This window comes from Parasphingomonas frigoris, from assembly GCF_036663815.1.
In the GTDB taxonomy this organism is placed as follows: domain Bacteria; phylum Pseudomonadota; class Alphaproteobacteria; order Sphingomonadales; family Sphingomonadaceae; genus Sphingomonas.
This window is the reverse complement of sequence record NZ_JAXOJQ010000058.1, coordinates 1-1231: the sequence shown is the minus strand read 5'-3', so window position 1 is coordinate 1231 and position 1231 is coordinate 1. Positions and strand designations below refer to the sequence as shown.

Genomic DNA, 1231 nt, shown 5'->3' with positions numbered 1-1231 from the left:
CGGCTGTGCAGGGCCCGCGGGCGCGAGACCTTCGTGCCGCTGGCGCACCCGCCGGGGCATGCACAGGTCGACTTTGGCGAGGCGGTCGCGGTCGTCGGTGGAGAACGGATGAAGATCCACTATTTCTGCATGTCGCTGCCGCAGTCGGATGCCTGCTTCTTCAAGGCGTATCCGCGCGAGACGACCGAGGCGTTTCTTGACGGGCACGTGTCGGCATTCGCGTTCTTCGGGGGCGTGCCGCTGTCCATCCTCTACGACAACACAACCATCGCCGTGGCAAAGATCTGCGGCGATGGAACGCGCGAGCGCACACGCGCCTTCACCGAGTTGGTCAGCCACTACCTGTTTCAGGACCGTTTTGCGCGTCCAGCGCGAGGCAACGACAAAGGCAAGGTCGAGGGGCTGGTGAAGTTTGCGCGCAACAACTTCATGGTGCCCGTGCCGGTCGCTGCCAATTTCGATGTCCTGAACGCCAGGTTCGAGGAGTCCTGCCGCACGCGCCAGGGCGAGCATGCCGGTCAGCACGCGCAGACCATCGCCGAGCGGCTGGCGGCAGACGTATCGGCATTGCGCACGCTGCCGTCCGTACCACTGGAGCCATGCGAGAAACGCGCGGCGCGCGTGTCGTCGACTGCGATGGTGCGCTACCGGACCAACGACTATTCGGTGCCGACCGCGTACGGCTACCGCGACGTGATGGTGAAGGGGTTCGTCGACGAGGTCGTCATCATATGCGCGGGCGAAGAGATCGCCCGGCACGCGCGTTGCTACGACGAAGGCGTATTCGTCTCCAACCCACTGCACTACCTCGCGCTCATCGAGACCAAGCCCGGTGCGCTCGACCAGGCGGCAGCCCTTCAGGACTGGAACCTGCCGGACATCTTCCAGCATCTGCGCCACCTGCTCGAGGCGCGGATGGGCAACAAGGGTAAACGCGAGTTCATCCAGGTGCTGCGGCTGCTCGAGGCGATGCCGCTTCCCATCGTCACGGATGCCGTGACCGAGGCAGTCCAGTTGGGCGCACCTGGTTTTGACGCGGTAAAACTCATCGCGCTGGCGCGTATCGAGCGCCGTCCGCCGCGCCTGGATTTAGCGGCGTATCCGCACGTGCCCAAGATGGACGTCAAAACGACGTGCGCGGCCGACTATGCGGTGCTGGCAGCATGACGGACAAGGACGCCATGCCGGTGGGCACGACCGCAGGTACGCCACAGGTGCTGCTCGCCCATCA

General features: G+C 64.9%; 1 protein-coding gene. It reads left to right on the top strand.

The annotated features are described in order from the left end of the window. A partial coding sequence (gene istA, locus U1872_RS22430; protein WP_332795074.1) for an IS21 family transposase occupies positions 1–1167 on the top strand: 1167 nt, incomplete at its 5' end. Positions 1168–1231: the final 64 nt, after the last annotated feature.